19 protein-coding genes are annotated in these 26,165 nt (G+C 70.0%); 9 read left to right on the plus strand and 10 right to left on the minus strand.

Annotated features, from left to right (window positions below):
• Window positions 1-74: 74 nt before the first annotated feature.
• The 3 genes from IEY95_RS06645 to IEY95_RS06655 are packed head-to-tail and all read right to left on the minus strand — an operon-like array spanning window position 75 to window position 4,547.
• Window positions 75-2,027 (minus strand): ABC transporter permease/substrate-binding protein, encoded by a 1,953-nt coding sequence (locus tag IEY95_RS06645; RefSeq protein ID WP_189184933.1) that lies wholly within the window; start codon window positions 2,025-2,027, stop codon window positions 75-77.
• Entirely contained in the window at window positions 2,017-3,534 is a 1,518-nt protein-coding gene (locus tag IEY95_RS06650) for a sugar ABC transporter ATP-binding protein (RefSeq protein WP_189184934.1), read from the minus strand. Before IEY95_RS06650 ends, IEY95_RS06645 begins: the two co-directional genes overlap by 11 nt.
• Window positions 3,531-4,547: a LacI family DNA-binding transcriptional regulator gene (locus tag IEY95_RS06655; RefSeq protein WP_189184935.1), complete on the minus strand. Its 1,017-nt coding sequence runs from the start codon at window positions 4,545-4,547 to the stop codon at window positions 3,531-3,533. Before IEY95_RS06655 ends, IEY95_RS06650 begins: the two co-directional genes overlap by 4 nt.
• Before the next feature lie 142 nt (window positions 4,548-4,689).
• On the opposite strand from IEY95_RS06655, the gene recD2 reads away from it, so the two are divergent.
• Complete coding sequence (gene recD2 / locus IEY95_RS06660; protein WP_189184936.1) at window positions 4,690-6,948, plus strand: SF1B family DNA helicase RecD2; 2,259 nt, start codon at window positions 4,690-4,692, stop codon at window positions 6,946-6,948.
• Between the two features lie 278 nt (window positions 6,949-7,226).
• On the plus strand, window positions 7,227-8,516 hold the full coding sequence (locus IEY95_RS06665) for a citrate synthase (RefSeq protein ID WP_189184937.1): 1,290 nt from the start codon (window positions 7,227-7,229) through the stop codon (window positions 8,514-8,516).
• 579 nt (window positions 8,517-9,095) lie between these two features.
• On the opposite strand, the gene IEY95_RS06670 is transcribed toward IEY95_RS06665, so the two are convergent.
• The 4 genes from IEY95_RS06670 to IEY95_RS06685 all read right to left on the minus strand — a co-directional run bounded on the left by IEY95_RS06670 (window position 9,096) and on the right by IEY95_RS06685 (window position 13,695).
• On the minus strand, window positions 9,096-11,381 hold the full coding sequence (locus IEY95_RS06670; RefSeq protein WP_189184938.1) for a heavy metal translocating P-type ATPase: 2,286 nt from the start codon (window positions 11,379-11,381) through the stop codon (window positions 9,096-9,098).
• A 93-nt stretch (window positions 11,382-11,474) separates the two neighbouring features.
• A complete protein-coding gene (locus IEY95_RS06675) occupies window positions 11,475-11,714 on the minus strand; it encodes a heavy-metal-associated domain-containing protein (protein WP_189184939.1) in 240 nt (79 codons plus the stop codon).
• 99 nt (window positions 11,715-11,813) lie between these two features.
• Window positions 11,814-12,764, minus strand: coding sequence for a PrsW family intramembrane metalloprotease (locus IEY95_RS06680; RefSeq protein ID WP_189184940.1), 951 nt, complete (start codon window positions 12,762-12,764; stop codon window positions 11,814-11,816).
• A gap of 280 nt (window positions 12,765-13,044) precedes the next feature.
• Complete coding sequence (locus IEY95_RS06685; protein WP_189184941.1) at window positions 13,045-13,695, minus strand: TetR/AcrR family transcriptional regulator; 651 nt, start codon at window positions 13,693-13,695, stop codon at window positions 13,045-13,047.
• Window positions 13,696-13,861: 166 nt separating this feature from the next.
• Here IEY95_RS06685 and IEY95_RS06690 point away from each other — a divergent pair, with 166 nt between their 5' ends.
• Both IEY95_RS06690 and IEY95_RS06695 read left to right on the plus strand, forming a co-directional pair.
• A complete protein-coding gene (locus tag IEY95_RS06690) occupies window positions 13,862-16,273 on the plus strand; it encodes an MMPL family transporter (RefSeq protein ID WP_189184942.1) in 2,412 nt (803 codons plus the stop codon).
• Window positions 16,274-16,314: 41 nt separating this feature from the next.
• Entirely contained in the window at window positions 16,315-17,358 is a 1,044-nt protein-coding gene (locus IEY95_RS06695; protein WP_189184943.1) for a zinc-dependent alcohol dehydrogenase family protein, read from the plus strand.
• Here the strand turns inward: IEY95_RS06695 and IEY95_RS06700 are convergent.
• From IEY95_RS06700 to IEY95_RS06710, 3 genes are all read right to left on the minus strand, one after another.
• Window positions 17,339-17,935 carry a GNAT family N-acetyltransferase gene (locus tag IEY95_RS06700; protein WP_189184944.1) on the minus strand — a complete coding sequence of 199 codons (597 nt, stop codon included), beginning with the start codon at window positions 17,933-17,935 and terminating at the stop codon, window positions 17,339-17,341. The two genes, IEY95_RS06695 and IEY95_RS06700, sit on opposite strands and share 20 nt — an antisense overlap.
• 95 nt (window positions 17,936-18,030) lie before the next feature.
• The gene (locus IEY95_RS06705; RefSeq protein WP_189184945.1) at window positions 18,031-18,231 is read right to left on the minus strand and encodes a helix-turn-helix transcriptional regulator; all 201 of its coding nucleotides are present in this window, start codon (window positions 18,229-18,231) and stop codon (window positions 18,031-18,033) included.
• Window positions 18,232-18,710: 479 nt separating this feature from the next.
• Window positions 18,711-19,670, minus strand: a complete 960-nt coding sequence (locus IEY95_RS06710; protein ID WP_189184946.1) for a sugar phosphate isomerase/epimerase family protein — start codon at window positions 19,668-19,670, stop codon at window positions 18,711-18,713.
• A 122-nt stretch (window positions 19,671-19,792) separates the two neighbouring features.
• On the opposite strand from IEY95_RS06710, the gene iolC reads away from it, so the two are divergent.
• Genes iolC through mmsA form a run of 5 tightly spaced genes read left to right on the plus strand, consistent with a single transcriptional unit; the run spans window position 19,793 to window position 25,955 of the window.
• Complete coding sequence (gene iolC, locus IEY95_RS06715) at window positions 19,793-20,743, plus strand: 5-dehydro-2-deoxygluconokinase (RefSeq protein WP_189184947.1); 951 nt, start codon at window positions 19,793-19,795, stop codon at window positions 20,741-20,743.
• A complete protein-coding gene (locus IEY95_RS06720) occupies window positions 20,740-21,717 on the plus strand; it encodes a Cgl0159 family (beta/alpha)8-fold protein (RefSeq protein ID WP_189184948.1) in 978 nt (325 codons plus the stop codon). Before iolC ends, IEY95_RS06720 begins: the two co-directional genes overlap by 4 nt.
• A 7-nt stretch (window positions 21,718-21,724) precedes the next feature.
• Window positions 21,725-22,558, plus strand: coding sequence for a 5-deoxy-glucuronate isomerase (iolB, locus tag IEY95_RS06725; protein ID WP_189184949.1), 834 nt, complete (start codon window positions 21,725-21,727; stop codon window positions 22,556-22,558).
• Entirely contained in the window at window positions 22,555-24,438 is a 1,884-nt protein-coding gene (gene iolD, locus IEY95_RS06730) for a 3D-(3,5/4)-trihydroxycyclohexane-1,2-dione acylhydrolase (decyclizing) (protein WP_189184950.1), read from the plus strand. Before iolB ends, iolD begins: the two co-directional genes overlap by 4 nt.
• Window positions 24,439-24,452: 14 nt before the next feature.
• The gene (mmsA, locus tag IEY95_RS06735; RefSeq protein ID WP_189184951.1) at window positions 24,453-25,955 is read left to right on the plus strand and encodes a CoA-acylating methylmalonate-semialdehyde dehydrogenase; all 1,503 of its coding nucleotides are present in this window, start codon (window positions 24,453-24,455) and stop codon (window positions 25,953-25,955) included.
• Window positions 25,956-26,165 lie beyond the last annotated feature (210 nt).

The following is a 26,165-nucleotide window of genomic DNA, read 5'->3' on the forward strand; positions in this document are numbered from 1 at the left end:
GAGTTGGTGCGCGGGTGCGGGCGGATCCCGTCGGATCCGCCCGTGCCCGTCTGCCGTCCGGCGGCCGGCGACGGTCAGCCGCCGAACCCGGCCACGTTCTCCTTGGTGACCACCTTCACCGGCACCTTCACCGTCTCCTGGACCTTCTTGCCCTCGGCGGACTTCAGCGCGTTGTCCACCGCGATCCGGCCGAGCTCCTTCGGCTGCTGGGCGACGGACGCGTACAGCGTGCCCGCCTGGACCGCCTTCAGACCGTCGGGGGTGCCGTCGAAGCCGATGACGGAGACCGACTTGCCCGCCTTGGAGCCGAGCGCCTTGATCGCGCCGAGCGCCATCTCGTCGTTCTCGGCGAAGACGCCCTGGATGTCGGGGTGCGCCTGGAGCAGGTTCGTCATCACATCGAGCCCCTTGGTGCGGTCGAAGTCCGCGGGCTGCCGGGCGACGACCTTGATGCCCGGGTAGGCCTTCAGGCCCTCGGTGAAGCCCGCGCCGCGCTCGCGGCTCGCGGACGTACCGGCCAGGCCCTGCAGGATCACGATCTTGCCCTTGCCGCCCAGCTTCTCGGCGAGCGCCTGGGCGCCCAGCTTGCCGCCCGCGACGTTGTCGGAGGCGACGAGCGCGGCCGTGTCCGCCTTGTTCACACCGCGGTCGACGCCGACGACGGGGATGTCGGCCTTGTTCGCCGCGCGGACCGCCGGGCCCGCCGCGTCCGAGTCCACCGGGTTGACGATGATCGAACCGAGCCCCGAACTGGTGAAGTTCTGCAGCTGGTTGGCCTGCTGCGAGGCGTCGTTCTGTGCGTCCGTGACGGTCAGGTCCACGCCGAGCTTCTTCGCCTCCTGCTGAGCGCCCGCCTTGATCTGGACGAAGAAGGGGTTGTTCAGCGTCGACAGGGACAGGCCCACCTTCTGGGTCGTCGACGAGGACGAGCCGTTGTGCAGGAAGGACATCGCGCCGACGATCGCCGCCGCGACCACGGCCGCGATGATGTACGTCGCCGCCTGCTTGCCCTTGCCGCCCGGCGTGCCGGCACCGGCGGCCACCGGAGTCGCCCCGGCCTTGCGCCGCACCGTGTCGAGCAGCACCGCCAGCGCGATCACCACGCCGATGACGACCTGCTGCCAGAAGGCGGACACGGACAGGAGGTTGAGCCCGTTGCGCAGCACCGCCAGGATCAGCGCGCCGATCAGCGTGCCGGACGCCTTGCCCGTGCCACCCGCGAGCGAGGCACCGCCGATGACGACCGCGGCGATCGCGTCGAGTTCGTAGCCCTGCGCGGCCTGCGGCTGCGCGGAGGAGAGCCGGGAGGCCAGCACGATGCCCGCGGCGGCCGCGAAGAGACCGGAGAGGGCGTAGATCGCGAGCTTCTGCTTCTTCACCCGCAGGCCCGACAGACGCGCGGCCTCCTCGTTGCCGCCGATCGCGTACATGGAGCGGCCGATGTACGTACGGCCCAGGATCACGGCAGTGATCAGGCCCATCACGACCATGACGAGGACCGGCACCGGCAGCCAGCCGCCGAGGGTGTCACCGAGATGCGAGACCGAGTCGGGGAAGGCGATCGGGCTGCCCTGCGAGATCACCAGGGAGAGACCGCGGCCCACCGAGAGCATGGCGAGCGTGGCGATGAACGGCGGCAGCTTCCCGTACGCGATCAGTACGCCGTTGACCAGACCGCACGCGATACCGGTGGCGACCGCGAGGATCACCGCGATCCAGACCGGGACGCCCTCCGAAGTCGCCATCCAGGCAAGGACGGTGGCCGACAGCGCGGCGACCGAGCCGACCGACAGGTCGATGCCCGCCGAGACGATCACGAACGTGACGCCGAAGGCGAGGATGGCGGTGACGGCCGCCTGGACGCCGATGTTGAGCAGGTTGTCCGTCGTCAGGAAATCGCCGGACAGTGCCGACATCGCGATGACGAGGGCGATGAGCGCGGTGAGCGCTCCGTTGTCGAGCAGGAGGCGGCGGACCGCCGAGGCTCCACTCGCGCCCGATGCGCTCTTGAGCGTGTCAGTGGCCACGGGTGGCCTCCCTTTCAGTGTTCGTGCTGACGGCGAGGGCCATCACGGAGTCCTGCGTCGCCTCGTCGGCGGAGAGTTCGCCGGCGATCCGGCCCTGGGCCATCACCAGGACCCGGTCGCTCATGCCGAGCACCTCGGGCAGATCGCTGGAGATCATCAGGACGGCGGCACCGGCGGCCGTCAGTTCGTTGATCAGCTGGTAGATCTCGACCTTGGCACCGACATCGATGCCACGGGTCGGCTCGTCGAGGATCAGCACCTTGGTGTCGGCGAGCAGCCACTTGCCGATGACGACCTTCTGCTGGTTGCCGCCGGACAGGGTGCGTACGTGCTGGCCGAGGCCCGCCATCCGGACGCCGAGCTGCTCGGCGATCCGCGCGGCGGCCTCCCGCTGGCCCTTGAGGTCGACGAGCCCGCCGCGGGTGGCGGCGCGCATGGTGACCAGGCCGAGGTTCTCCTCGACGGTGGCGTCCAGGACCAGGCCCTGGCCCTTGCGGTCCTCGGGGACGAGCCCGATGCCGGCCTGCATGGCGGCGTTCACGTCGTGGCGGCGCAGCGCGGAGCCGGCGACCTTCACGGCGCCCTTGTCGTACGGATCGGCGCCGAAGACCGCTCGTACGACCTCGGTGCGTCCGGCTCCCACGAGCCCAGCGATGCCGACGACCTCACCGGCCCGCACCTCGAAGCTCACGTTGTGGAAGACGCCGTCCTTGGTGAGCCCCTCGACGGTGAGCAACGCGGCCCCGGTGTCCGCCCGTTCGCGCGGATACTGCTGCTCGATGGACCGGCCCACCATGAGGCGTACGAGTTCGTCCTCGGGCGTGGACGCGGGCACCTGGCCGACGCTCTTGCCGTCGCGGATGACCGTGACCCGGTCTCCCAGGGCGGCGATCTCTTCCAGATGGTGCGTGATGAAGACGATGCCGACACCGGCCTCGCGCAGTTGGCGCACGATGGTGAAGAGCTTTTCGACCTCTTCGGAGGTGAGTACCGCTGTCGGCTCGTCCATGATCAGGACGCGAGCGTTCAGGCTCAGCGCCTTCGCGATCTCGACCATCTGCAGGCGTGCGATGCCGAGTTCGCGCACCCGCGCGCGGGGGGACACGTTCACCCCGACGCGCTTCAGCAGCTCGGCGGCCTCGGCCTCCATCGTCTTGCGGTCGATCATCCCGAAGCGCCGCGGCTGCCGGCCCAGGAAGATGTTCTCGGCGACCGTGAGATCGGGGACGAGGTTGAACTCCTGGTAGATGGTCGCGATCCCGAGGCGCTCGGAGTCCTGCGCACCCTGGATGCGGACCTCCTCGCCGTCGACGAGGACGCGCCCGGCGTCGGGGTGGTAGGCGCCGGAGAGCATCTTGATCAGCGTGCTCTTGCCCGCGCCGTTCTCGCCGAGCAGTACGTGCACCTCACCGCGGCGCAGATCGAAGTCCACGCTGTCGAGCGCGACCACGCCGGGGAAGGTTTTTCGTATGCCCTCGATGCGCAGCAACTCGTCCAGGTTGCTCACGACTGGCTCCTGTTCGTTACGGGGGACTCGCCGCACGAGCGGCGTACGACGAGACGGGCGGGGAGGGTGACGGACTGCGGGGGCCGCCCCTCGATGCGGTCGACCAGGGCGCGCACGGCGGCCCGGCCCAGCTCGCCCGTCGGCTGGGCGATCGCCGTGATCGGCGGATCGGTGTGCACGAACCAGGGGATGTCGTCGAACGCGGCGAGTGCGATGTCGTCCGGAACCCGCATCCCGCGCGCGCGGATCGCGTCCAGCGCGCCGAGCGCCATCAGGTTGTCGGCGGCGAAGACGACCTCGGGCGGCTCGGCCAGGTCGAGGAACCCCTCGGTGACCCGACGGCCGCTCTCGGCCTGGAAGTCGCCCTGGCCTATGTAGGCGTCCGGGAGGGGAATCCCGTACTCGGCCATGGCCTCCCGGAAGGCCTCGACACGCTCACTGCCGGTCGTGGTGGCCGCCGGACCCGCGATGATGGCGAGCCGCCGGTGCCCGAGACCGTGCAGATGGGCGACCAGGTCACGCACGGCCGCGCGCCCGTCCGCCCGGACGACGGGCACGTCCACGCCCGCGATCCAGCGGTCCACGAAGACCATCGGCGTCCCCCCGCGCGCGGCGTCCAGCATCCCGGGGGAGCCACCGTCGGTGGGGGAGACAAGGAGGCCGTCGATACGGCGGTCCAGCAGGGTCCGTACGTGGTGGTCCTGCAGATCGGGCCGCTCGTCGGCGTTGCCGATGATGACGCTGTAGCCGAGCGCGCGGGCCGCCTCCTCGACGGAGCGGGCCAGCTTGGTGAAGTACGGGTTGAGTACGTCGCTGATGACAAGGCCCAGGGTGCGGGTCTGGTCGGTGCGCAGAGAGCGGGCGACGGCGTTCGGGCGGTAGCCCAGGGCCTGCACGGCGGCCAGCACCCGGGTGCGTGCGTCCGCGCTGACCGACGGATGGTCGTTCAGGACCCGCGAGACCGTGGCGACGGATACGCCGGCCTCGGCGGCAACGTCCTTGATGCTCGCCATCGCCGCTCCACCTCCTCGTGGAATCGATTACACGAGGGATTGGAATCGATTACACGAGAGTTTGACAAGACCCCGAGACCGGATCGTGATGAAGTCGTCCCGGCGTCCGCGCGATGTCGGAGGCGGACGGTAGCGTCGGATCATGTCCAATCAGGCGGGGAACCGGCAGGTACACCTGGCGGTTGTGGAAGGCGTACTGGAGCGCATCACCTACGCCAACGAGGAGAACGGGTACACGGTCGCCCGGGTCGACACCGGCCGAGGCGCCGCCGACCTGCTCACGGTCGTGGGCTCACTCCTGGGCGCCCAGGTGGGCGAGTCGCTCCGCATGGAGGGCCGCTGGGGCTCCCACCCGCAGTACGGCAAGCAGTTCACCGTGGAGAACTACACGACCGTCCTCCCGGCCACCGTCCAGGGAATCCGCCGCTATCTCGGCTCCGGACTGGTCAAGGGCATCGGCCCGGTCTTCGCCGACCGCATCACCCAGCACTTCGGCCTGGACACCCTCCAGATCATCGAGGAGGAGCCGAAGCGGCTGATCGAGGTGCCGGGCCTCGGCCCCAAGCGCACCAAGAAGATCGCCGACGCCTGGGAGGAGCAGAAGGCGATCAAGGAGGTCATGCTCTTCCTCCAGACCGTCGAGGTGTCCACGTCCATCGCGGTCCGCATCTACAAGAAATACGGCGACGCGTCGATCTCGGTCGTCAAGAACCAGCCCTATCGCCTCGCGGCCGACGTCTGGGGCATCGGCTTCCTCACCGCCGACAAGATCGCCCAGTCCGTCGGCATCCCGCACGACAGCCCGGAGCGCGTCAAAGCCGGTCTCCAGTACGCGCTTTCGCAGTCCACCGACCAGGGCCACTGCTATCTCCCCGAGGAGCGGCTGATCTCCGACGCGGTGAAGCTGCTCCAGGTGGACACGGGCCTGGTCATCGAGTGCCTGGCCGAGCTGGCGGCACCGGCCGAGGACGGCGAAGAGCCCGGTGTCGTACGGGAGAAGGTCCCGGGCCCCGACGGCGGCGCCCCGGTGACTGCCGTCTACCTGGTTCCCTTCCACCGCGCGGAACTCTCCCTCTCCGCCCAGCTGTTGCGCCTTCTGCGCACCGACCAGGACCGGATGCCCGGCTTCCACGACGTGGCCTGGGACAAGGCGCTGGCCTGGCTGAAGGGGCGTACGGGCGCGGAGTTGGCGCCCGGTCAGGAGGAGGCCGTCCGGCTGGCGCTCACCAAGAAGGTCGCCGTGCTCACCGGAGGTCCCGGCTGCGGCAAGTCCTTCACGGTCCGCTCGATCGTGGAACTGGCGCGCGCCAAGCGGGCGAAGGTCGTCCTCGCCGCCCCCACGGGCCGCGCCGCCAAGCGCCTCGCCGAGCTGACCGGCGCCGACGCCTCCACCGTGCACCGGCTCCTGGAGCTCAAGCCGGGCGGTGACGCGGCCTACGACAAGGACCGCCCGCTGGACGCCGACCTGGTGGTCGTGGACGAGGCCTCCATGCTCGACCTCCTGCTCGCCAACAAGCTGGTCAAGGCGGTGGCTCCGGGTGCCCATCTGCTGTTCGTGGGGGACGTCGACCAGCTCCCCAGCGTCGGCGCGGGCGAGGTCCTGAGGGACCTGCTCGCCGACGGGAGCCCCGTCCCCTCCGTCCGCCTCACCCAGGTCTTCCGTCAGGCCCAGCAGTCCGGTGTGGTGACGAACGCGCACCGGATCAACTCCGGGCAGCACCCGGTCACCGACGGCATGAAGGACTTCTTCCTGTTCGTCGAGGACGACACCGAAGAGGCGGGCCGGCTTACGGTGGATGTGGCGGCGCGACGGATTCCGGCCAAGTTCGGCCTCGACCCGCGCCGGGACGTACAGGTCCTGGCCCCCATGCACCGGGGCCCGGCCGGCGCGGGCAACCTCAATGGCCTGCTCCAGCAGGCCATCACGCCCGGCCGCCCGGACCTGGCCGAGAAGCGCTTCGGCGGCCGCGTCTTCCGCGTCGGCGACAAGGTCACCCAGATTCGCAACAACTACGAGAAGGGCGAGAACGGGGTCTTCAACGGCACCGTGGGCGTCGTCACCTCGCTCGATGAGGTCGAACAGCGTCTGACGGTGCTGACGGACGAGGACGAGGAGGTGCCGTACGACTTCGACGAACTCGACGAGCTGGCCCACGCGTACGCGGTGACCATCCACCGCTCCCAGGGCAGCGAGTACCCGGCGGTGGTCATCCCCGTCACCACGGGTGCGTGGATGATGCTCCAGCGCAATCTGCTCTATACAGCCGTCACCCGCGCCAAGAAGCTGGTCGTCCTCGTCGGCTCCCGCAAGGCGATAGGCCAGGCGGTGCGCACGGTGTCGGCCGGACGACGCTGCACGGCCCTGGACTTCCGGCTCGCACCCCGCGCTGTGGAGGGCTGACGCCCGTTCTCCCGGAGGGCCGGCAACGGCCTTGATTCGGCGGCTCGGAGGCCCGCGCGGGCAGGCATCGCAAAAAATGATCGATCAAATGAGTCGCAAAGGTCACAGAGCACTTCCGGAACCCCGGCGAAGGGGGGCAGGATGAGCAGGTTGGCGGCACTGAGTGCCGCCAATAGGCCCAATGGTCGACCCCGAGTGCACTCTCCAGGGCCAAATGGGGGATGGTAGAGACAGTCAGGGCACCTCGAAGAAGAGGCACAACGTCGGTGAGGGATGACGTGAGCGACAACTCTGTAGTACTGCGGTACGGCGATGGCGAGTACACCTACCCGGTGATCGACAGCACCGTCGGCGACAAGGGCTTCGACATCGGGAAGCTCCGCGCCCAGACCGGGCTGGTGACTCTCGACAGTGGGTATGGCAACACCGCCGCCTATAAATCCGCTATCACCTACCTCGACGGTGAGCAGGGCATCCTCCGGTACCGCGGCTACCCGATCGAGCAGCTGGCGGAGCGCTCCACCTTCCTCGAGGTGGCCTCCCTGCTGATCAACGGTGAGCTGCCGAACGTGGACGAGCTCTCCACCTTCAAGAACGAGATCACGCAGCACACCCTGCTGCACGAGGACGTCAAGCGCTTCTTCCAGGGCTTCCCGCGCGACGCCCACCCGATGGCGATGCTGTCGTCGGTGGTCAGCGCCCTGTCGACGTTCTACCAGGACAGCCACAACCCGTTCGACGAGAAGCAGCGTCACCTTTCGACGATCCGCCTTCTCGCCAAGCTTCCGACGATCGCAGCGTACGCCTACAAGAAGTCGATCGGTCACCCCTTCGTCTACCCGCGCAACGACCTCGGGTACGTCGAGAACTTCCTGCGCATGACCTTCTCGGTCCCCGCCCAGGAGTACGAGCTCGACCCGGTCGTGGTCTCCGCGCTCGACAAGCTGCTGATCCTCCACGCGGACCACGAGCAGAACTGTTCGACCTCCACCGTGCGTCTGGTGGGCTCCTCGCAGGCGAACATGTTCGCCTCGATCTCCGCCGGCATCTCCGCCCTCTGGGGCCCGCTGCACGGCGGCGCCAACCAGTCCGTGCTGGAGATGCTCGAGGGCATCCAGGCCAACGGCGGCGACGTCGACTCCTTCATCCGCAAGGTGAAGAACAAGGAGGACGGCGTCCGCCTGATGGGCTTCGGCCACCGGGTGTACAAGTCCTTCGACCCGCGCGCCAAGATCATCAAGGCGGCGGCGCACGACGTCCTCTCGGCCCTCGGCAAGTCCGACGAGCTGCTGGACATCGCGCTCAAGCTGGAGGAGCACGCGCTCTCCGACGACTACTTCGTCTCGCGCAACCTCTACCCGAACGTCGACTTCTACACCGGCCTGATCTACCGCGCCATGGGCTTCCCGACCGAGATGTTCACGGTCCTCTTCGCCCTCGGCCGCCTCCCGGGCTGGATCGCCCAGTGGCACGAGATGATCAAGGAGCCGGGCTCCCGCATCGGCCGCCCGCGCCAGATCTACACGGGCGTCGTCGAGCGCGACTTCGTTCCGGTCGAGGCCCGCTGAGGTCCAGGTCACCCCGGGGTGCCCTACGGCGAGTGAGCCGAGGGGCACCCGGAGGCGATCCGAGCCCTGACATACGGAAAGCGCCCCGCTACCGGTCCCCCCACGGGCCGGCAGTCGGGGCGCTTTCCTTGTCCCGGTACGGATTCCCCCCACGGGATCCGGCCGGGCGTCTGCGGACAGCGCCTGAATCGCTGCGAGCTTGCTGCGAGCTAAACGAGCAAAACTCTCTGTACTGCGGTACCGCGATGCGATCTGCCGGGACGCGCACGGATCGGGAGGGCCGCTCAAAGCTCCCCGGTGTACGTGCCCCGGCAACGCAATTTCCGGGAACGTCCCCCAAGACATCCCCAGATGTCAGTCACGCCCCCCAAGACGCTTCTGACATCGCCAACTTAGACTCACGAACCCCTTCGATGGTTACGTTCACATCACTGTGATCTGCGTCTCTTGCATATGTCCTGAAGATGCGCAAGAGCCCCGATATGGCGATCGGGGCCCAAGCGTAAGGAAGATGCGCGAGCCTTGTGAAGAGCTTATGTGAGGCTGTCGTTGGACTCTAGAGGGACTCTTACCCCATCGTCATGAGAATGCTCTGAGCCGAAGACTGTTCGTCACCACGAATACCGACGAGAAGGCCATCGCAGCCCCGGCGATCATGGGGTTCAGCAGACCGGCGGCGGCCAGCGGCAGCGCCGCCACGTTGTATCCAAAGGCCCAGACGAGGTTCCCCTTGATGGTCGCGAGCGTCCGCCGCGACAGCCGGATCGCGTCCGCGGCCACCCGCAGATCCCCGCGCACCAGCGTCAGATCGCTCGCCTCGATCGCCGCGTCCGTGCCCGTGCCCATCGCCAGGCCCAGGTCGGCGGTGGCCAGGGCCGCCGCGTCGTTGACCCCGTCGCCGACCATCGCGACGGTCCGGCCCTCGCTCTGGAGCCGCTTGACGACGTCGACCTTGTCCTCGGGCAGCACCTCCGCCATCACGTCCGCGGAGTCGATGCCGACGGCCCGCGCCACGGCCTGGGCGACCGCCCGGTTGTCGCCGGTGAGCAGGACCGGGGTGAGCCCCAGGGCGCGCAGTTCGCGTACGGCTTCGGCGCTGGTCTCCTTGATCGCGTCGGCGACGGTCAGGACACCGAGTGCCACTCCGTCCCGGGCGACCACGACGGCCGTACGCCCCTCCGCCTCGGCTGCGCTCTTCGCGCGGGCCAGCTCGTCCGGGAGTACCTCCAGGAACCGGCCCACCGTGACCTCGTGACCGTCCACGTGCCCGCGTACGCCACGCCCGGGAACGTTCGCGAAGTGCTCCACCGCCGGGAGGTCTCCAGTGCGTTCCTGAGCGCCCACCGCGATCGCCTGGGCAATCGGGTGCTCGGAGGCGTGTTCCAGGGCGCCTGCGAGCCGCAGAACGTCCTTCTCGGCGGCGCCGTCGACGACGTACACCTGTTGAAGTTTCATCCGTCCCGTCGTCACCGTCCCGGTCTTGTCCAGGACGACGGTGTCGACGCGGCGCGTGGACTCCAGGACCTCGGGGCCCCTGATGAGGATGCCGAGCTGGGCGCCGCGGCCCGTGCCCACCATCAGGGCGGTGGGCGTGGCCAGGCCCAGCGCGCACGGGCAGGCGATGATCAGCACCGCGACGGCCGCGGTGAAGGCCGCGGCGGTGTCACTGGTGGCCGCGAGCCAGACCCCGAACGTGACCAGCGCGATCAGCAGCACCACCGGCACGAAGATCCCGGAGATCCGGTCGGCGAGGCGCTGCACCTCGGCCTTGCCGTTCTGTGCGTCCTCGACGAGCCGCGCCATCCGGGCGAGCTGGGTGTCCGCGCCGACCCGGGTGGCCTCGACGACGAGCCGGCCCCCGGCGTTCACGGTCGCGCCGGTCACGGCGTCGCCGACGGTCACGTCCACCGGCACGGATTCGCCCGTCAGCATGGAGGCGTCGACGGCGGAGGAACCCTCCACCACGGTCCCGTCGGTGGCGACCTTCTCGCCGGGCCGGACGACGAAACGGTCGCCGACCGTGAGCTGCCCGACGGGGACACGGATCTCACGGCCGTCCCGCAACACGGCGACGTCCTTCGCGCCCAGCTCCATCAGGGCGCGCAGCGCCGCACCCGCGCGCCGCTTGGAGCGAGCCTCCAGATAGCGGCCGAGCAGGATGAACGCGACCACACCGGCGGCGACTTCGAGGTAGATCGTGGACGCGCCGTCCATGCGCGAGATGGTGAGCCTGAAGTCGTCGTGCATGCCCGGCATGCCCGCGTCCCCGAAGAACAGTGCCCACAGCGACCAGCCGAACGCGGCGAGCGTGCCGACCGATACCAGCGTGTCCATGGTGGCCGCGCCGTGCCGCGCGTTCGTCAACGCGGCCTGGTGGAAGGGCAGTCCGCCCCAGACGACGACGGGCGCGGCGAGCGTCAGCGAGAGCCATTGCCAGCTGTCGAACTGCAGGGCCGGGACCATGGACATCAGGACCACGGGGAGGGCGAGGAGAGCGGAGACGACGAGGCGCGTGCGGAGGGAGGCGAGCTCGGGATCTTCCGCGGGCGCGGCCGCTTCCTCGGGCGACGCGGGCGGTGGGGGCTCCTCGGCCGTGTATCCCGTCTTCACCACGGTGGCGATCAGATCGGCGACCTGTACGCCCTGCGGGTAGGAGACCTTCGCCTTCTCCGTCGCGAAGTTGACCGTGGCGGTGACGCCGTCCATGCGGTTGAGCTTCTTCTCGACGCGGGCCGCGCAGGAGGCGCAGGTCATTCCGCCGATGGAGAGCTCCACTTCCGAGGTCGTGGAGGTCGTGGAGGTCGTGGAGGTCGCGGGTGTCTCGGTTGTCGCGGCTATGGCTGTCGCGGGTGGTGCGGTGGTCATGGTCCGGCTCCAGTGGAGGAACCGGGCCGTACGGAGCCAGTATCAGCTGGTCGGTACGGCCCGGTGTGGCGGAGATGGTTCCTGGGGGGTTGTTCAGGCCTTGCCGACGAACTCGAAGCCCGCCTCGTCCACCGCGGCGCGGACCGCGGCCTCGTCGAGCGGGGCCACGGAGACGACAGTGACCTCACCCGTCGAGGCCACGGCCTTCACCGAGCTGACGCCGGCGATCTCGCCGATCTCGCTGCTGACCGAGCCTTCACAGTGCCCGCAGCTCATCCCGCTCACCTGGTAGACGGCGGTGACGGAACCCGGGGTTTCGGTCTGGGCGGTCATGTCATTGCTCCTCAATGAGGCGTGTGGCGTGTGCCGTATGTAGGGGGAAGGGGCCCTTGGGGTCCCAGGTTTCCCCTCGATGCTCACCACACTATACCCCTAGGGGGTATTTCTCCAGGAGGTGTCGCGGCGCGCCAACGCGTGCATCCAGGCGATTCCCGAGAGCGAGACAAGGACCGGACCGCCGACCGAGAACAGCGTGAAGAGGTGCTTCTGCTCGTCGGTGGACTGCGGCAGATAGCCCTGCCCGAAGAGCGACCTGTCGAGCCCCGAGCCGGTCAGCCGCGCCACCAGCCACAGCGCGATGCCGTGTGTCGAGTCCCACAAGGCGTGCGACAGGGAGACGCCGAGGTAGGTGCCGAGCACCGGAGAGGTGAACTCGAAGCGCCCGTTCGGGCGGCGGTACGCCAGCAGCACCGCACCCGCGATCGCGGTCCACAGGCCGTGCCCGAACGGGGCGAGCACCCCGCGCAGGATCTCGGTCTCGAGGAGCGCCCGCAGATCCACGCCCCGCAGCGAGACCGCGGCGTTGAACGCGTACCCCGCGCTCTCCAGGGCCGCGAAGCCGAAGCCGACGGTTGCGCCGAGCACCAGTCCGGCCCGCAACCCGCGGATACGGGTCTGCCGGCGCAGCACGAACATCAGCGCGGCGAGCTTCCCCGCCTCCTCGATCAGCCCGACGCCGACGTACATCCACAAGGAGGGGTGGAGCAGGTAGTACTCCGTCACCGCCGCGCCGAGCACGCCGAGAGTGCCGCCCGTCAGGAAGCAGCCGAGGATGAGGTGCGCGCCCAGGTCGCGTCCGTGCCGCTCATACGCCCAGAGCACGAAGGTGACGGGGGCCAGGAAGCTGCCGAGCAGGATCAGCGTCGGCAGCAGCGTGGTGTTCTTCGTCGCGTACGTGACCACGGCGGTCAGCGCCCAGAACGCGAGCCCGATCGCCAGGCAGTGCCTCCAGAGTCCGGCGCGGATCTGGGGGTACGGCAGCGGGGGCTGTTGGGGTCCGGGAATACGGGCCCGGGGTGCACCGGGCTGCTGATTCTGGGTCACGGCTCATCCCTTGGGCTCGGACGGGTTGATCGACGCAGGCGAAGGTGAATCGGCACAGGCGCATCGATTTGTCCGAACCTTATGGCAAATGTCGCCTATGTCGCGGGTTGTGACGCTTCCTCATCATGTGCATCGCGGCGCTCGCGGGGTTCGGGGCGTTCGCGCTGCTTGCGGCCGCAGCGGTGTCTTGGTCGGTGCAGTGACTTGGTCGGTGCGGTGTCTTGGTCGGTGCGGCCGGTGGGGTGGGGCCCGCTGCGGTCGGCGGCGGGGTGAGGTTTGCCTAGGTGGTCGTCCGGTCGCCGATCATCGGTGCGAGATAGCGGAACAGGATGTTCTTCAACTCCCTGACGTACGCCTCGCGCTCGGCTCCTTCGTGGGCGAGGACCAGCTCCAGGCCGGCCTTGTACATGCCCAGGCAGACATGCGCGGTGCGGGTGACCTCGGCGGCGGGGGTGTCGGGCAGGAGTGAGGAGAGCAGCGCCTCGATCCGGGAGACCAGGGTCGCGTGCAGGTCGTCGTGCTCCTCGGTGATCCGGCCGGGGATGTCCGGACCGTGCATCAGCGCGAAGAACACGGGATGGTCGCAGTTGAAGGCGATGAAGCGGTCGACGGCGGCGCCGACGGCCTCCTCCAGCGGGGTCGCGGGGTCGACCGGGGCGAGTGCCTCGCCGTACGTCGCGCGCATCTCGTGGATGAGCCGGTCGCCCAGCTCGATGGCGATCGCCTCTTTGTTCGGGAAGAACTGGTACAGCGTGCCCGGGGAGACGCCTGCCTCGCGTGCGATGGCGTTCGTGCTGGCGGCGGTGTAGCCGGTCGTGCAGAAGACGGAGGCGGCGGCCTCCAGCAGCTGGGCGATACGGCGCTCGCCGCGGGCCTGCCGACGGCGGGGCCGTTCGTCGGCGGCCTGCTCCTTCTCGGGCGTCTCGGGCACGAGTTATCCCCAGTTCTCCGAACGAGATTGACAAACGCGAGCGGTCGCTCGCATTCTGGTGAAACGCGAGCGATCTCTCGCGTTTGCCAGTCTATGGCAAGAGACGACCCATGCTGCCTGAACGGATGGGCGGGATGCAGGGTCACGGTGAAGGGGACGCCGCACGATGACCGACGTCAGCAGCGAAGGCCACGGCCCTGAGAGGGGCGGGGGCGACGACCGCGGGAAGCGCTCGGTCGGCGGTCACGGGAGCGGTGCGGGCGGCGGCCGCGGGAGCGGTGCGGACGGCGGATCGCGGGCAGGGAGTGCGCGCGTGGGCGGCTGGACCCGTTTCGTGACGGCGCGGCCCCGGCTCTCCCTGCTCGTCGCGCTGCTGCTCACCGCGCTGGCCGTGGTCGCCGGCAGTGGGGTCGCCGACCGGCTGGGCAGCGGCGGCTGGCAGGACCCGACGGCCGAGTCCACCTACGCGACCAAGGCGCTGGAGCGGGAGTTCCCCGCCTCGCAGCCCAATCTGCTGCTCCTCGTCGAGTCGGGAAGCGCCTCGGTCGACGATCGCTCGATCGCCGCCGAGGCGAATCGGCTCGCGGCGCGGCTCGCCGGCGAGCGGGGCGTCACGGGCGTCGGTTCGTACTGGCAGTCCGGCTCACCGGCACTGAAGGCGAAGGACGGGCACGAGGCGCTCGTCACCGCGCGGCTGACCGGAGACGAGAAGACCGCCGGCGAGACCCTGGACCGCCTCGCGTCCTCCTATCGGGGCACGCACGGCCCGGTCGAGGTCAAGCTCGGCGGACCGGTCGCCGTGCAGCACGAGATGCAGACCACGATCCGCGAGGACCTGACGCGGGCCGAGCTGATCGCCCTCCCGGTGACCCTCGTGCTGCTGGTGATGGTCTTCGGCAGCGCGATCGCGGCTCTGCTGCCTCTCGTGGTGGGCATCATCGCGATCCTGGGCACGAACGCGGTGCTGCGCGGCCTCACCGAGTTCACCGACGTCTCCGTCTTCGCGATGAACCTCACCACGGCCCTGGGACTCGGCCTCGCCATCGACTACGCCCTGTTCATCGTCCGCAGATTCCGTGAGGAACTCGCCGCGGGCGCCGAGCCGTTGACCGCCGTGGGCACCACGCTGCGCACCGCCGGACGTACGGTCCTCTTCTCGTCCCTCACGGTCGCCGTGTCGCTGGCCGCCATGCTGCTCTTCCCGCAGTACTTCCTCCGCTCCTTCGCGTACGCGGGCATCGCCGTGGTGCTGCTGGCCGCGGCCGCCGCGCTGATCCTGCTCCCGGCGGCGCTGGTGCTGCTCGGGGACCGGGTGAACTCTCTCGACCTGCGGCGCCTGTTCCGGCGCGGCAAGCCGTCGGCGACCGGTGGAGGAGCCGCCTGGGGACGCATGGCCTCCCTCGTCATGCGCAGGGCGCCGATCTTCGCGGTGGCCACCACGGTCGGCCTGGTCGTCCTCGGGCTGCCCTTCCTGGGCGTGAAGTTCGGCACCGCGGACGACCGTCAGCTGCCCTCCGGCGCCGAGTCGCATGTGGTCCAGCAGCACATACGGGACGGCTTCCCGGGCAACCCCGGCGGGAGCCTGGAAGTGCTCGCCGAGGGGCAGGCCACCGAGACGCAGTACGCGCGGTACAAGGACCGGATCGCCGCGCTGTCCGAGGTACTGCGGGTGGACGGGCCTCTGGTGAAGGGCGACTCGGCGTACTTCACGGTGCTGCCGAAGGGCGAGGCCGTCGGCGACGGGGCTCAGCGCCTGGTGGGTGAACTCCGCGCGACGGACGCCCCGTTCGACACCTCGGTGACCGGCACGGCCGCCGTCCTGGTCGACTCCAAGCACGCGATCGCCGATCGGCTCCCCTGGGCGGCGGCGTTCATCGCGATCGTCACCTTGCTCCTGGTGTTCCTCCTGACCGGCAGCGTGCTGATCCCGATCCAGGCGGTGCTGCTCAACGCGCTCAGCCTGACGGCGATGTTCGGGGCGGTGGTCTGGGTCTTCCAGGACGGCCATCTGTCGGGCCTGCTGGACTTCACCAGCCCGGGTTCCATCGAGACGACCCTCCCGGTCCTCATGTTCTGCGTCGCGTTCGGCCTCTCCATGGACTACGGCGTCTTCCTCCTCTCCCGAATAAAGGAGGAGTACGACCACACCGGCGACCACCGGGAGGCGGTTCGCTTCGGTCTGCAGCGCACCGGCGGGCTGATCACCGCGGCCGCGGTCATCCTCGCGGTGGTGATGGTCGCGATCGGCACCTCGCGCGTGACCAACACCAAGATGCTCGGCCTGGGCATCGCGCTCGCCGTGCTGATGGACGCGATGGTCGTGCGCAGCCTGCTGGTTCCGGCGGTCATGCGCCTCACGGGCCGCGCGACGTGGTGGGCGCCGGGGCCGCTGCGGCGATTCCACGACCGTTTCGGACTGAGTGAGGGGGATGCCCCGGCGGCCGACGCCCCGGAAGCCGCGGAGGAGGGTGACCGGGACCAGGACCGGGACCAGGACCAGGACCGAGATCAGGACGGGGAGCGAGACCAGGACGGGGAGCGGGACCAGGACCGGGACAAGGCCGAGGCTCGCGGCTAGCGTTCACCCGGAAGGTGATCTCCGGGCGGAGGGCGGGACGGATGCGGGCAGTGGTGTTCGAGCGGTACGGGGAGCCGGCCGAGGTACGTGAGGTGGCGGACCCGACTCCCGCGGAGCACGGGGTCGTGGTGCGGGTCGAGGCCACCGGGCTGTGCCGCAGCGACTGGCACGGCTGGATGGGGCACGACCCGGACATCACGCTGCCGCATGTGCCGGGGCACGAACTCGCGGGGGTCGTCGAGGCGGTGGGCGCCCGGGTGACCGGCTGGCGCTCCGGCGACCGGGTCACCGTCCCGTTCGTCTGCGCCTGCGGAAGCTGTCCCTCGTGCGCGGCGGGCGACCAGCAGGTGTGCGAACGGCAGACCCAGCCGGGGTTCACGCACTGGGGCTCCTTCGCGCAGTACGTGGCACTCGATCACGCCGATGTGAACCTGGTCGCGGTGCCGGACGCGCTGTCCTTCGCGACGGCGGCCTCGCTGGGCTGCCGGTTCGCCACGGCGTTTCGCGCGGTGGTCGCGCAGGGGCGTGCGGCCGCGGGGGAGTGGGTCGCGGTGCATGGCTGCGGAGGCGTGGGCCTGTCGGCGGTGATGATCGCGGCGGCGTCGGGGGCGAGGGTCGTGGCCGTCGATGTGTCTCCGGGGGCGCTCGACCTGGCCCGGAAGTTCGGGGCGGCGGAGTGCGTGGACGCGTCCCGCGTCGGGGACACGGCGGAGGCTGTCCGCGAACTGACGGGCGGCGGTGCGCACCTGTCGCTGGATGCCCTCGGCTCCCCGGTCACCTGCGCGGCCTCGGTGAACGGCCTGCGCCGCCGGGGCCGTCATGTCCAGGTGGGCCTGCTGCCCTCGCCGACGGGCTCCACCCCGGTCCCGATGGCCCGCGTGATCGGTCTCGAACTCGAACTGCTGGGCAGCCACGGGATGGCGGCGCACGCCTACCCGGAGATGCTGGAGCTGGTCCGGGCGGGGGTGCTGCGGCCCGACCTCCTGGTGACGTCCACCATCCCGCTGGACGCGGTACCCGCCGCGCTGGCGGGGATGGGGACGGCAGGGGGGTCGGGGGTGACCGTCATCGAGCCCTGGAGCTGACCCCCGTCTTCGGGTGCCCGCGGTGCGTGGCCCACTCGTGGGCGAGGATCGACATGATCGTCTCGTCGGCCCAGACGCCGCCCCGCATCTCGGTCTGGCGCCGGACGCCCTCCTCGACGAAGCCGACCTTGTCGTAGACGCGGCGGGCCCGGTGGTTGTCGCTGTACAGCTCCAACTCGATCCGGTGCAGGCCAAGTTGCTCGAATCCATGACCGACGATGAGCCGGGCGGCCTCCGTGCCGAGCCCTCTCCCGCGCCCACGGGGGCCGATGAGCGTGCGGAAGGTGCAGCTGCGGCCGGCCGGGTTCCACTCGTGGAGGACGACCTCGCCGACGAGTTCACCCGTCGCGCGGTCGGTCACGGCGAGGTCCAGCCGGTCGGTCTGCGCGCTGCGGGAGCCGTACCAGGTACGCAGCCGTTCCGGCGTGAGTTCGTTCGGCGGCTCGCCGGTGAACCGGATGACCTCGGGGTCCTCGATGATCTCCGCGATACCGAGGGCGTCGTCCTCGGTGAACGGTCGCAGGACGGTCATGTCTCCGGTGAGGACGGGCTTGAGGGAGAAGTCGGCCTGGCTCATCCCCGGATCTTCCGCAACCGACGGGCGTACGGGCAAATGGATTTGCCCTGTGCCCCGCACGCCTGGGGCGGGGCACAGAGCGCGGAGGGCGTACGTCAGTCGTCTCTGCGGCCACGGTTTCCCGGGCGGGAGGCGACCCAGGTCCGGACGGTGTCCGCGTACCAGTAGGGTTTTCCGCGTTCCACATGGTCGGGCGGGGGGAGCAGCCCGTGCTTGCGGTAGGACCGCACGGTGTCCGGCTGCACCTTGATGTGCGCGGCGATCTCCTTGTACGACCAGAGCCTACGGTCGGTCATGGCGGCACCTCCCTGCGCGCACCGCGGCGGCGGCCGGGGGCGGCCGTCGGGGGAGCCGGGCGCTGCGCTGGCGATCACATAGCCTGTGCCCCGTCAACGACCCGGCGTGAGCGCAGGACAGCCCCTGTAGACCGGGTGTGACGCAAGACCCGCGTACACGCAACATGCGTGACAGAAAAGGGTCCTTTGTGACACGAGTGACGCATTGGCGGCCACGTGCTACCGCTGTGCACCGCCGTACGAGCGCGCTGTGCACCGCCGTACGAGCGCGCCGGCCGCACCGCTGTACGAGCACGCCGGCCGCACCGCTGTAAGGGCAAGCCAAGATGGGCCGGACCTTTGCCCAGGCTCTCCACTACGTTCGAGCAGGGGATACCCGTATCGCCAGGCCCGGCCCACCGGCTGTCCGCATCCCCCCGGGTCCGCGGGCGAAGCGCTACGTCCGGCAGTCGGGCGACGGGGGTCCCGCGGGTGAAGCGCTATGCCCCGCAGGACCTCAAGAACGCCCGAGTCCGCTGCGCGATCGGCAGCGGCTTGTCCGGCGGGCACGGGTACATGTCCTGCTCGACGATCGCGAAGAGATCGACGCCGAGCTGCTGCGCGGCGGCGAGGACGGGCTCCAGCGCCGGTACACCGGACGGCGGTTCGCACATCACGCCACGGGCCACGGCGGGCCCGAACGGCACCTCGCCCGCACGGACCTCGGCCAGGATCAGCGGATCCACCTGCTTGAGGTGGAGGTAGCCGATGCGCTCGCCGTATGTCTCGATGAGCTTGACGCTGTCGCCGCCGCAGTACGCGTAGTGGCCCGTGTCGAGGCACAGCGACACGAGCGAGGAATCGGTCGCGTCGAGGAAACGCGTGACGTTCTCCTCGCTGTCGATGTGTGTGTCCGCGTGCGGATGGACGACGACCCGCAGCCCGTAGCGCTCGCGCACCTCGTGGGCGAGCCGCTCGGTCTGGGCGGTGAGATTGCGCCACTGCGTCGGCGTCAGCGTGCTGTCCTCCAGCACCTCACCGGTCTTGTCGTCCCGCCAGAAGGCCGGGATGACGACGAGGTGCTCGGCACCCATCGCCTGGGTGAGCGCGGCGATGTCCGAGACGTGCGCCCAGGTGGATTCCCACACCGCGGGACCACGGTGCAGACCGGTGAAGACCGTGCCGGCCGAGACGGTGAGCCCGCGCCGCGCGGTCTCCTCCTTGAGGACGGCCGGATCGGTGGGCAGATAGCCGTACGGGCCGAGCTCGATCCACTCGTACCCGGATGCGGAGACCTCGTCGAGGAAGCGCTGCCAGGGGACTTGCCGGCGGTCGTCGGGGAACCAGACGCCCCAGGAGTCGGGAGCCGAACCGATCCGGATGCGGGACAGTGAGGACGAAGGCGACGGCCGCGGCGACGGTGACGACTGAGGCGATGACTGCGGTGACGACGAGGTCATGGGCGTCAGCTTCCGGCGACCCCGGAGAGGTGTCAAGGCCTGGTCCGGATGTCCGGACAAAACATTGACAGGGCTCCCCGCGCGGGAATACACCTGGGGGCAGCCGAAGCGAAGGGAAGTCGATGGCGTACGACCTGATCACCATGGGGCGGATCGGCGTGGACCTCTACCCGTTGCAGACGGGGGTCCCGCTGGCCCAGGTGACGTCCTTCGGGAAGTTCCTCGGCGGCTCGGCGACGAACGTCGCGGTGGCCGCCGCCCGGCTCGGACGGCGCACGGCGGTGATCACTCGGACGGGTGAGGACCCCTTCGGCACCTACCTCCACGAGGCACTGCGCGACTTCGGCGTCGACGACCGCTGGGTCACTCCTGTCCCCGGCCTGCCGACCCCCGTCACCTTCTGCGAGATCTTCCCGCCGGACGACTTCCCGCTCTACTTCTACCGTCGGCCCAAGGCCCCCGACCTGGAGATCGACGCGCACGACCTCGACCTGGACGCCGTCCGCGACACCCGCCTGTTCTGGGTGACGGGCACGGGTCTGAGCGAGGAGCCCAGCCGCACGGCGACCCTCGCGGCACTGGCCCACCGCGCCAAGTCCGGCACGACGGTCTTCGACCTCGACTGGCGGCCCATGTTCTGGAAGGACACGGCCTCCGCCCGGCCTTTCTATGCCGAGGCCCTGCGCCACACCACCGTGGCCGTCGGCAACGTGGACGAGGTGGAGATCGCCACGGGCGAGCGTGAACCGCTCGCGGCCGCCCGCGCCCTGCTGGAGGCCGGCGTGGAGCTCGCCGTCGTCAAGCAGGGCCCCAAGGGCGTCCTCGCCGTCCACCGCGACGGCACCTCCGCCGAGGTCCCGCCCCTCCCGGTGACGGTCCTCAACGGCCTCGGGGCCGGCGACGCCTTCGGCGGTTCCCTGTGCCACGGCCTGCTCGCCGACTGGGATCTGGAGCGCGTCATGCGGCACGCGAACGCCGCCGGCGCCATCGTCGCGTCCCGTCTGGAGTGCTCCTCCGCGATGCCGACACCCGACGAGGTCGAGGACGCGCTCAGGGCTGGAGCGGTGCTATGAGGGCGGGACATGTCGGGGGAGCGCGGCACGAAGAAGGGGGAGACGCGCCCACGGGTGCCCCCGTCGCGTACGAGCGACTCCGATCCCCGCACCGGAAAGTCGACGTCGCCGACCTCGTCCGCACGCGCACCCATCACCCCGAGGCGATCGCCGAGGCCGCCGCCCGCCGTCCCCGCCGCCCCCTCGTCGACGATTCCGGCCGGCTGATGATCGTTGCCGCGGACCACCCGGCCCGCGGCGCCCTGGCCGTCGGCGACCGCAAGTTCGCCATGGCCGGCCGTGCCGACCTCCTCGATCGGCTCTGCCTCGCCCTGTCCCGTCCCGGGGTCGACGGTGTGCTCGCCACCGCCGACATCCTCGACGACCTGCTGCTGCTCGGCGCCCTCGACGGCAAGGTGGTCATCGGGTCGATGAACCGCGGCGGACTCGCGGGCGCCTCCTTCGAGCTGGACGACCGGTTCACCGGGTACCGCCCGCGGGACATCGAGCGGCTCGGCTTCGACGCGGGCAAGCTGTTGCTGCGCATCGACTACGACGACCCGGGCTCGCTGCGCACCCTGGAAGCCACCGCCCGGATCATCGACGAGATGGCGGAGCGCCGACTCCCGGTCTTCGTCGAGCCGTTCCTGTGCCGCCGCCGTGACGACGGGACGCTGCGCAACGACCTGAGCGCCGAGGCCGTCACCAAGTCCATCGCCATCGCCGGCGGCCTGGGCGGCAGTTCGGCGTACACCTGGCTGAAGGTCCCCGTCACCGAGAACCCCGACGACATGGCCCGTGTCATGGAGACCTCCACGCTGCCCGCCGTCCTCCTCGGCGGTGACGTCGGAGAGGACCAGGAGGGCGCGTACGAGAAGTGGCGCGGCGCGCTGCACCTTCCCACCGTCCAGGGCCTGGTGGTCGGACGTTCGCTGCTCTACCCGGCGGACGGCGATGTGGCCGCGGCCGTGGACACCGCCGTAGGACTCCTGTGAGGGCCGCATGAGCAACGAGCTGTACGTCCCCAAGGGCACCACCGCCGACGCGAACTACGCGCTCGACATCGACCCCAAACGCGCCGGCTGGACCCACAGCAGCCTGCGGATCGTGGAGCTGGGACCCGGCGGTACGCACACGTTCACCACCGGTGACAGCGAGTGGATCGTCCTTCCCCTCAACGGCGGCTGCGCCGTACAGGTGGAGGACGACGAAGAGTTCCAACTCCTGGGCAGAGAGAGCGTGTTCGCCGGAGTCTCCGACTTCGCGTACGTGCCCCGTGACGCCCGGGCCCAGATCGCCTCCGGCGCGGGAGGCCGCTTCGCCCTGGCAGGAGCGAAGTGCGAGCGCCGACTCCCCGCCCGCTACGGCCCCGCGCCGGAGGTTCCCGTCGAAGATCGCGGCAGCGGCAACTGCGCCCGCAAGGTGCGCAATTTCGCCTCCGCCGACGCCTTCGACTGCGACAAACTCATCGCCGTCGAGGTCATCACGCCCGGCGGCAACTGGTCCTCGTACCCGCCGCACAAGCACGACGAGCACCGGCCCGGTATCGAATCGGAGCTCGAAGAGATCTACTACTTCGAGATCGACGGCTCGAACGGATTCGGCTATCAGCGCGTATTCCCTTCGCACGAGGGCGGATCCGACGTCCTCGCCGAGGTCCGCACCGGCGATGCCGTCCTCGTCCCCGACGGATGGCACGGCCCGTCCATCGCCCAGCCCGGTCACACGATGTACTACCTGAACGTGATGGCCGGACCGGGCGAGGAGCGGGAGTGGCGGATCTGCTTCCACCCGGAACACGTAGACAACACAGCAAGCACAGAGGGATACCGATGACCTCAACGACGAGGCTGACGGTCGCACAGGCGCTGGTGCGGTTCCTGGCCGCCCAGTACACGGAACGGGACGACGAGCGCCGGCGGCTGATCGGTGCCACCTGGGGCATCTTCGGCCATGGCAATGTCGCAGGGCTCGGACAGGCGCTCGTCGAGTACGCCGACGAGATGCCGTACCACCAGGGCCGTAACGAGCAGTCCATGGTTCATGCGGCGGTCGGGTACGCACGACAGAGCAACCGGCTGTCGACGCACGCCGTGACCACCTCCATCGGCCCGGGCGCGACCAACCTCGTCACCGGCGCCGCCCTCGCGACGATCAACCACCTCCCGGTCCTGCTCCTGCCCGGCGACGTCTTCGCGACCCGCCCCGCCGACCCGGTGCTCCAGCAGCTCGAAGTCCCGTACGCGGGCGATGTGTCGGTCAACGACTGTCTGCGCCCGGTGTCGAAGTACTTCGACCGGATCACCCGGCCGGAAGCCCTGATCCCGGCCGCGCTGCAGGCCATGCGGGTGCTCACCGACCCCGTCGAGACCGGCGCGGTCACGCTCGCGCTGCCGCAGGACGTGCAGGCGGAGGCGTACGACTGGCCGGAGGAGTTCTTCGCCGAGCGGACCTGGACCGTGCGCCGTCCGGCGCCGGACCAGGGCGAACTGGCCGCCGCCGTACGGGCGATCCGCGACGCCCGCCGCCCCCTGATCGTGGCGGGCGGCGGTGTGCACCACAGCCGCGCCGAGGAGGCGCTCGCCGAACTCGCCGCCACCACCCGCATCCCCGTCGCCTCCACCCAGGCCGGCAAGGGTTCCCTGCGCTGGGACCACCCGCAGGACGTCGGCGGCATCGGGCACACCGGCACCGCGACCGCCGACGAGCTCGCCCGCACCGCCGACCTGGTGATCGGCGTCGGCACCCGCTACACCGACTTCACCACCGCCTCCGGCACCCTCTTCACCACCTCGGGTGTCCGCTTCCTGAACCTCAACATCGCGCCCTACGACGGCCACAAGCTCTCCGGGCAGACGCTGATCGCGGACGCGCGCGTGGGACTCGAAGAGCTCACCGAGGCGCTGCTGCTGCACAAGCACCGCGCCGAGCCCGCGTACGTCACCGAGTACACGGACGACAAGGAGCGCTGGGAGTACCGGGTCGACGCGGCGTACGAGGCCGAGGACGTCGACATCCGGCCGACCCAGCCGCAGGTCCTCGGCCTCCTCGACGAGCTGGTCACCGAGGACGACATCCTGATCAACGCGGCCGGTTCACTCCCCGGCGACCTGCACAAACTGTGGCGGTCGCGGTCGCGGGACCAGTACCACGTCGAGTACGGCTACTCCTGCATGGGCTACGAGATCCCGGCCGCGATCGGCGTACGGATAGCGGCCCCCGACCGTCCCGTCTGGGCGCTGGTCGGCGACGGCACCTATCTGATGATGCCGACGGAGATCGTCACCGCCGTCCAGGAGGGCGTCGCGATCAAGGTCCTGATACTGCAGAACCACGGGTACGCCTCCATCGGCGGCCTCTCCGAGTCCGTGGGGGGCGAGCGGTTCGGCACCGCGTACCGCTACCGCGCCGAGGACGGTACGCACACCGGGGCGCCGCTGCCCGTCGATCTCGCCGCCAACGCGGCCAGCCTCGGCATGCGGGTCCTACGCGCGAAGACCGTCCGCGACCTGCGGGCCGCGCTCTCCGAAGCCCGGGCCGCGGACACTCCCACATGTGTCTACGTGGAGACCCAAACGGCAGACACAGTGTCGGGCGCGCCTCCGGCCCAAGCCTGGTGGGATGTACCTGTGGCCGAGACCGCGACCCGATCGTCGGCGGTCAAGGCGCGCGAGGAGTACGACCGGCACGTCGCCGCCCGACGCCGCCATCTGTGAAGGAGTTTTTGGCCATGACGAAGACCGTCAACCACTGGATCGGTGGCAAGACTGTCGAAGGTGCGTCGGGTACGTACGGGCCGGTCACCGACCCGGCGACCGGTGCCGTGACCACGCAGGTCGCCTTCGCGACCGTCGACGAGGTCGACGCCGCGGTCGCCGCCGCGAAGGACGCGTACGCGACCTGGGGCCAGTCCTCGCTGGCCAAGCGGACCACGATCCTCTTCAAGTTCCGCGCGCTGCTCGACGCCCACCGCGACGAGATCGCCGAGCTGATCACCGCCGAGCACGGCAAGGTGCACTCGGACGCGCTCGGTGAGGTGGCGCGCGGTCTGGAGATCGTCGACCTGGCGTGCGGGATCACCGTGCAGCTGAAGGGCGAGCTGTCGACCGAGGTGGCCTCCCGGGTCGACGTGTCCTCGATCCGGCAGCCGCTCGGTGTCGTCGCCGGTATCACGCCGTTCAACTTCCCGGCCATGGTGCCGATGTGGATGTTCCCGCTCGCCATCGCCTGCGGCAACACCTTCGTCCTGAAGCCGTCGGAGAAGGACCCGTCGGCGTCCATGAAGATCGCCGAGCTGCTGGCCGAGGCCGGTCTTCCGGACGGCGTCTTCAACGTGGTGCACGGTGACAAGGTCGCCGTCGACCGCCTCCTGGAGCACCCGGACGTGAAGGCGGTGTCCTTCGTGGGCTCGACGCCGATCGCCCGGTACATCCACACCACGGCCGCCGCGAACGGCAAGCGCGTCCAGGCCCTCGGCGGCGCGAAGAACCACATGCTGGTCCTCCCGGACGCGGACCTGGACGCGGCGGCCGACGCGGCGGTGTCGGCGGCGTACGGCTCGGCGGGCGAGCGCTGCATGGCCATCTCGGCCGTCGTGGCCGTCGGCTCGATCGGCGACGAGCTGGTGGAGAAGATCCGCGAGCGCGCCGAGAAGATCAAGATCGGTCCCGGCAACGACCCGGCCTCCGAGATGGGCCCGCTGATCACGGCCGTGCACCGCGACAAGGTGGCGTCGTACGTGAAGGGCGCCGCGGACCAGGGCTCCGAGGTCGTCCTCGACGGCACCGGATACACCGTCGAGGGCTTCGAGGACGGCCACTGGATCGGCCTGTCGCTCCTCGACCGTGTGCCGGTGACGGCGGACGCGTACAAGGACGAGATCTTCGGCCCGGTGCTGTGCGTGCTGCGCGTCGACACCTACGAGGAGGGCGTGGCGCTGATCAACGCGTCCCCCTTCGGCAACGGCACCGCGATCTTCACCCGGGACGGCGGCGCCGCCCGCCGCTTCCAGCTGGAGATCGAGGCCGGCATGGTCGGTGTGAACGTCCCGATTCCGGTCCCCGTGGGCTACCACTCCTTCGGCGGCTGGAAGGACTCCCTCTTCGGCGACCACCACATCTACGGCAACGACGGCACGCACTTCTACACCCGCGGCAAGGTCGTCACCACCCGCTGGCCGGACCCGTCCGAGGCCCCGACCGGCGTCGACCTGGGCTTTCCGCGCAACCACTGAGCTCGCCTCCGGTGCCCCGCCCCTCGTCCGAGGTGCGGGGCACCGTCGTGTTTCGGCGCGGGCCGAGCCGCTCGGGTTCCCGACCCCTGGCCGTGCCTCTTCCGTGCGGCGGGACCCTACTGTTCGGTAGGCGTCCGGAGTGCGGACCAATCCTGGCGGATTTTGGCACCTCGACTGCGGTTCTCGTCATGAGGTGATGAAACGGGTGCC

Source organism: Streptomyces albiflavescens (assembly GCF_014645835.1).
Taxonomy (GTDB): Bacteria; Actinomycetota; Actinomycetes; order Streptomycetales; family Streptomycetaceae; genus Streptomyces; species Streptomyces albiflavescens.

What these genes read in the sequence shown, in the direction of transcription:
- IEY95_RS06655 (WP_189184935.1), bottom strand. Translation starts at nt 4,547, where the DNA reads ATGGCGAGCATCAAGGACGTTGCCGCCGAGGCCGGCGTATCCGTCGCC.
- IEY95_RS06720 (WP_189184948.1), top strand. Translation starts at nt 20,740, where the DNA reads ATGAGGGCGGGACATGTCGGGGGAGCGCGGCACGAAGAAGGGGGAGAC.
- IEY95_RS06675 (WP_189184939.1), bottom strand. Translation starts at nt 11,714, where the DNA reads ATGACCGCCCAGACCGAAACCCCGGGTTCCGTCACCGCCGTCTACCAG.
- IEY95_RS06670 (WP_189184938.1), bottom strand. Translation starts at nt 11,381, where the DNA reads ATGACCACCGCACCACCCGCGACAGCCATAGCCGCGACAACCGAGACA.
- IEY95_RS06705 (WP_189184945.1), bottom strand. Translation starts at nt 18,231, where the DNA reads ATGACCGACCGTAGGCTCTGGTCGTACAAGGAGATCGCCGCGCACATC.
- IEY95_RS06700 (WP_189184944.1), bottom strand. Translation starts at nt 17,935, where the DNA reads ATGAGCCAGGCCGACTTCTCCCTCAAGCCCGTCCTCACCGGAGACATG.
- iolD (WP_189184950.1), top strand. Translation starts at nt 22,555, where the DNA reads ATGACCTCAACGACGAGGCTGACGGTCGCACAGGCGCTGGTGCGGTTC.
- recD2 (WP_189184936.1), top strand. Translation starts at nt 4,690, where the DNA reads ATGTCCAATCAGGCGGGGAACCGGCAGGTACACCTGGCGGTTGTGGAA.
- IEY95_RS06710 (WP_189184946.1), bottom strand. Translation starts at nt 19,670, where the DNA reads ATGACCTCGTCGTCACCGCAGTCATCGCCTCAGTCGTCACCGTCGCCG.
- IEY95_RS06695 (WP_189184943.1), top strand. Translation starts at nt 16,315, where the DNA reads ATGCGGGCAGTGGTGTTCGAGCGGTACGGGGAGCCGGCCGAGGTACGT.
- mmsA (WP_189184951.1), top strand. Translation starts at nt 24,453, where the DNA reads ATGACGAAGACCGTCAACCACTGGATCGGTGGCAAGACTGTCGAAGGT.
- iolB (WP_189184949.1), top strand. Translation starts at nt 21,725, where the DNA reads ATGAGCAACGAGCTGTACGTCCCCAAGGGCACCACCGCCGACGCGAAC.
- IEY95_RS06690 (WP_189184942.1), top strand. Translation starts at nt 13,862, where the DNA reads ATGACCGACGTCAGCAGCGAAGGCCACGGCCCTGAGAGGGGCGGGGGC.
- iolC (WP_189184947.1), top strand. Translation starts at nt 19,793, where the DNA reads ATGGCGTACGACCTGATCACCATGGGGCGGATCGGCGTGGACCTCTAC.